This window comes from Pseudomonas sp. FW305-70, from assembly GCF_058783925.1.
In genome coordinates this window covers 36,073-39,842 of the sequence record NZ_JBYSYZ010000049.1, presented here as the reverse complement: position 1 = coordinate 39,842, position 3,770 = coordinate 36,073, and the positions used below count along the sequence as shown (strand labels likewise).

The following is a 3,770-nucleotide window of genomic DNA, read 5'->3' as shown; positions in this document are numbered from 1 at the left end:
TTCGCGGGCAAGCCCGCTCCCACAGGGTTTCGGAGTACCTGTGGGAGCGGGCTTGCCCGCGATGACGGATGGTAAGGCGCAAGAAATCTTAAATTCCATAAATGAATATAAAAATAAGTTTTAAGTATTATTAATGAATAAGGCTCCTTGCTAGGATTCGCCTCACCGGACCACCGGACATTCAGCGACCCCTAACCCAGGAGCCCCTATGTCCGGCGCCGATATTCTTCACCGCAAACACGTGGACGGACTGTTCCGTGCTCACTACCACTGGCTCTGCACACGCCTGCGTCAGTCTCTGAACGATGCCGCCGCTGTCGAAGACATTGCCTGCGAAACCTTCCTGCAGCTGCTCCAGGCGCCTGGCCTGACGGCCATCCGTGAACCCCGCGCCTTGCTCACCACCGTCGCCCGACGCCTGCTCTATCAGCGTTGGCGTCGAGGTGATCTGGAGCGCCAGTACCTTCAGCAACTGCAACAGGCCGAGCCGATCCACGCCGAATCGCCGGAGGAACTGGTTCAACGGTCCCAGACCCTGACCCGTGTGGAGCGCAGCCTTCAGCGGCTACCCGGCAAAGTGCGCTCGACCTTCCTGCTGGCGCGGATCGACGGCCTGACCTATCCGCAAATTGCCGCTGCGCTGGGCATTTCCCTGCGTTCGGTCAGCGACTACATGACCCGTTCCCAGGCCCTGTGCGACCGGCACAGCGCCAACCAATCCCTGAACCGCCCACTCCAGAACAAGAGGTCCGCATGAGATCGATCAAAACCCTGCTCGGCAGTTCGCTGCTGGCCCTGAGCCTGTTGTCCCACCCGGCATCGGCCACGGAAAAAGCGGCGCCTATCCATTTTGGCGACATCACTTGGGAAAGCGGCAGCCTGATCACCGAAATCCTGCGCCTGATCGTTGAGAAAGGTTACGGCTACCCGACCGACACGCTGCCGGGCAGCACCGTCAGCCTGGAAGCGGCGCTGGCCAAAAACGATATTCAGGTCATCGGTGAAGAGTGGGCCGGACGCAGCCCTGCCTGGGTCAAGGCCGCCGCCGAGGGCAAGGTCTTCGGCCTCGGCGATACGGTCAAAGGCGCCACCGAAGGTTGGTGGGTGCCGGAGTACGTGATCAAGGGCGATCCCGAGCGCGGCATCAAGCCCTTGGCCCCGGAGCTGAAGTCCGTTGCCGACCTGGCGAAGTACAAGGATGTATTCCGCGACCCTGAAGACCCGAGTCGCGGACGCTTCCTCAATAGCCCCACCGGCTGGACCTCGGAAATCGTCAACAGCCAGAAACTCAAGGCTTATGACCTGACCGCCAGCTACGTCAACTTCCGCACCGGTTCCGGCGCAGCGCTGGACGCAGAAGTGGCGTCGTCGATCCGCCGTGGCAAACCGGTGCTGTTCTACTACTGGTCGCCGACACCGCTGTTGGGGCGATTCAAGCTGGTGAAGCTCGACGAACCGCCGTTCGACGCCGAAGCCTGGAAAACCCTGGCCGACGCCAACAACCCGAACCCCAAAGGCACGCGCTCGATGCCGGCGAGCCTGGCCATCGGCGTGTCGGCACCGTTCAAGGCGCAATACCCGGACCTGGTGACGTTCTTCGAAAAGGTCGACCTGCCGATAGATCTGTTGAATCAGACCCTGGGCCAGATGAGTGAAAAACGCCAGAAACCCCGCGAAGTCGCCGAAGCGTTTTTGCGTGAGCAGCCGCAGGTGTGGAAGGGCTGGGTGCCGGGGGAGGTGGCTACCAGGGTGAGTGCGAGCTTGTAGTACTGTCTGAAGTTTCTGCGGTGCCTGAACTGCCGTCTTCGCGAGCAAGCCCGCTCCCACATTGGGTCTGTTGTGTCCACAAATCCTGTGGTCAACAACGATCCCCTGTGGGAGCGGGCTTGCTCGCGAATGTTCTCAAGTCTTACACCAATTGAGTGGTCAGTGCCGCTTTCACCGCCGGTCGCTGATCCCCCCCAACAAGCCGCTGAACCGTTTTTGTCCTCAATGCTGGCCGACTAGTGGCCTTGCAAGCCAAAGCTTGCTGTCTATGATCAGCTGTAACTGGTTATGTCGACCGTGATGGGGCGGTCGACTGGCCGTCAGAGTGCGCAATCAAAGGCACCGACACTTGATGACAGGGAGCTGTCCGCTAAATGGAATTTGATTCGAATCTGTTAGGGCTGGCCCGCATGCGGGCTATCAAGAGAAGGATGTCTTGATGAGCGTGTCGCTGTAAGGACCCTCCGATTGATCATCGTTTATCACCTGACTAGTCCTTCTTTTTGGAGGGATGCGTGTGCCTGTTCCACGGAACGTAGTGGTGGATGTGAAAGACCTGCAACTTTCATCAATCAAAAAATTGCGCGCAAGGTGATACAACAATGTTCAACCTACATCACAAGGCTGACCTGCTGGAAATCGAACGCTTCAGCTGTGCGCTGACCGAGGCCAACGCCAAGCTGGCGGCGGTCAGTCGTTCGATGGCGATGATTGAATTCACCCCGGACGGCATCGTCATCGATGCCAACGAAAATTTTTGCAGTGCCATGGGTTACAGCGCCGAAGACGTGCGCGGCAAGCATCACCGGATCTTTTGTGAAGAGCAGTACTACCGCAGCGACGACTACACCAAACTGTGGCGTGACCTGGCGCGGGGCGAGCCGCTGAGCGGGACCTTTTTGCGCTTGCACAAAAGCGGCCGTGAAATCTGGCTCGAAGCCACCTACCTGCCGGTGCTGGGCCCCGACCGGCAGGTCAAGAGCGTGATCAAGGTCGCTACCGACATCACCGCCCGGATCAACAAGGAACACGAAAACGAAAGCCGACTCGCCGCGATCGGCCGCTCCATGGCCGTGATCGAATTCACGCCCGAAGGCAAGGTCATCAGCGCCAACGACAACTTCCTGAAAACCATGCAGTACTCGCTCAACGAAGTGGTGGGGCAGCATCACAGCCTGTTCTGCCACCGTGCCGAAGCCGAGTCCCAGGGTTACCGAAATTTCTGGGCTTCGCTCAACCGCGGCGAATATCACTCCCACCGTTTCGAGCGCAGGAACAAGCAAGGTCAGACGGTATTCCTCGAAGCGTCCTACAACCCGTTGTTCGACGCCAAGGGGCGTTTGTACAAAGTGGTCAAGTTTGCCAGCGACATCACTCACCAGATGACCACCCTGCAAACCGCCGCGGAATCGGCCCACAGCACCTCGGTGCAAAACGACGTCTGCGCGCGCAAGGGGTCCGAAGTGGTGCAGCAGACGGTGCAGATCATCCAGGACATTTCCCGCGACCTGAACGAAGCGGCACTGAGTATCGATGCCGTGAGCAAACAGTCGGACATCATCGGCACCATCGTGCAGACCATCCGCGGCATTGCCGATCAGACCAACCTGCTGGCACTCAACGCGGCGATTGAAGCGGCGCGGGCCGGTGAGCACGGACGCGGGTTTGCGGTAGTGGCCGATGAGGTGCGCAGCCTCGCGGCGCGTACCAGCCAGGCGACGCTGGAGATCGTCGAGGTGGTGCGCAAAAACCACGACTTGTCGCTCAGCGCCGTGTCGAGCATGCAATCGAGCCTGAGCCGAACCGGCCTGGGCGTGGAACTGGCGAACGAGGCCGGCGAGGTGATCCTGGAAATCCAGCAGGGCTCACGGCATGTGGTGGATGCGATCAGTCAGTTCAACTCGACGTTGCAACTGAACTAGTCGCGGTAACTACAACTGTAGGAGCCAGCTTGCTGGCGATGGACTCAAGCGCGCCGCGTTTATCCAGGTCACACGCGTTAT

The 3,770-nt window shown here is 59.5% G+C and carries 3 protein-coding genes and 1 pseudogene; all 4 read left to right on the top strand.

Annotated features, from left to right (window positions below; all coding sequences use genetic code 11):
- The first annotated feature begins 208 nt into the window (after positions 1-208).
- The 4 genes and pseudogenes from AC3WN7_RS25485 (at position 209) to AC3WN7_RS25470 (ending at position 3,689) form a co-directional block, all read left to right on the top strand.
- Positions 209-757 (top strand): sigma-70 family RNA polymerase sigma factor, encoded by a 549-nt coding sequence (locus AC3WN7_RS25485; RefSeq protein WP_102675436.1) that lies wholly within the window; start codon positions 209-211, stop codon positions 755-757.
- Entirely contained in the window at positions 754-1,767 is a 1,014-nt protein-coding gene (locus AC3WN7_RS25480) for an ABC transporter substrate-binding protein (protein ID WP_102675437.1), read from the top strand. The genes AC3WN7_RS25485 and AC3WN7_RS25480 overlap by 4 nt, the downstream gene beginning before the upstream one ends.
- 602 nt (positions 1,768-2,369) lie before the next feature.
- A pseudogene (locus AC3WN7_RS25475) lies at positions 2,370-3,143 on the top strand (PAS domain-containing protein); the annotation flags it as partial.
- A gap of 6 nt (positions 3,144-3,149) precedes the next feature.
- A complete protein-coding gene (locus tag AC3WN7_RS25470; protein ID WP_227698141.1) occupies positions 3,150-3,689 on the top strand; it encodes a methyl-accepting chemotaxis protein in 540 nt (179 codons plus the stop codon).
- Positions 3,690-3,770: the final 81 nt, after the last annotated feature.

Coding starts and splice junctions, on each gene's coding strand:
- AC3WN7_RS25485 (WP_102675436.1), top strand. CDS start 209: ATGTCCGGCGCCGATATTCTTCACCGCAAACACGTGGACGGACTGTTC.
- AC3WN7_RS25480 (WP_102675437.1), top strand. CDS start 754: ATGAGATCGATCAAAACCCTGCTCGGCAGTTCGCTGCTGGCCCTGAGC.
- AC3WN7_RS25470 (WP_227698141.1), top strand. CDS start 3,150: ATGACCACCCTGCAAACCGCCGCGGAATCGGCCCACAGCACCTCGGTG.